The organism is Bradyrhizobium hipponense (assembly GCF_008123965.1).
GTDB classification, from domain to species: Bacteria; Pseudomonadota; Alphaproteobacteria; order Rhizobiales; family Xanthobacteraceae; genus Bradyrhizobium; species Bradyrhizobium hipponense.
The window spans coordinates 1-1,096 of the sequence record NZ_VSTH01000252.1 but is presented as its reverse complement, the minus strand read 5'-3'; the positions used below and the strand labels follow the sequence as shown (position 1 = coordinate 1,096).

At 62.8% G+C, this 1,096-nt stretch carries 1 protein-coding gene; it reads right to left on the bottom strand.

What is annotated here, in order from left to right; all coding sequences use genetic code 11:
- A partial coding sequence (locus FXV83_RS41220) for a TauD/TfdA dioxygenase family protein (protein ID WP_148745739.1) occupies positions 1 to 882 on the bottom strand: 882 nt, incomplete at its 3' end.
- Positions 883 to 1,096 lie beyond the last annotated feature (214 nt).

Below are 1,096 nucleotides of genomic sequence, written 5' to 3'. Positions count from 1 at the left end.
GCTGCGCCGACCGTCGACGCTGAGCGGCACATCGCCATCGATGGTGGCCCGGCGCACAACGCGGTGCTGATCGCCATAGTCGTTGACCGCGTAATGTTGCGTGGCCCGATTGTCCCAGATCGCAACGTCGCCGGTCTCCCAGCTCCAGCGCACGGTGTTTTCCGGCGCCGTGATATGCGACTGGAACAGGTCGAACAGCTTCTGGCCGTCGTATTTCGGCAGGCCGACGAAGCGCTGCACGAAATTTCCGAGCACGAGCGTGCGCTCGCCGGTCTCGGGATGGACGCGCACCACCGGATGCTCGGTTTCGTAGATCGTTCCGGTGAACACCTCGTCGAAGTGCTTTTTGTCCGCCTCGGTCGCCCGCGTCTTCACGGCATAGTCATAGGCGTTGCTGTGAACGGCCCACAGTTCGTCGGCGAGCTTGCGCAGCGGCGCCGGCAGGTCGAGATAGGCGGCCGCCGTGTTCGACCAGACGGTATCGCCGCCGTAGGGTGGAATCACCACGCCGCGCAGCACCGAGATTTTCGGATAGGCGTCGACGAACGTGACATCCGTATGCCATTGGTCGGCGCGGCCACCGCCCCGGCCCGAGTCCAGCTCCAGGATCGACGACGTGCCATTGATCGCGCCGACCGTCGGATGGGGCACCAGCCTGCCGAGCCGGATAGCAAAGCGCTCCTGTTCGGCATCGTCGAGATGTCTCTGGTCACGGAAGAAGATGACCTTGTATTCGAGCAGCACCTGATTGATCGCACGGATGGTCTCGTCCGAAAGGTCGCCCGACAGTTTGATGTTCCTGATCTCGGCGCCAAGCCTGGCCGCACGCTTGTCGATGTCGGCGCGCGGAATGACGTTATCGATGGTTGTCGTGTTGCTCATGGTCGTGCTCTCGTCACTGCGATCCCCTGGACAAAGCTCCGCCATACGCCGGTCGCGGAAACGACGGCGGAGCATAGATGAAATCATTTCAGGCTGCGGGCCCTACTCGGCCGCAACGTGCTCCGGCAGACGGCCCGAGCCGGGACATCGGTCACTGGGATCGGATTGGAGCATGATGAAACGACCTTGCGTTGAGGCCTTGAATGGTACGAGC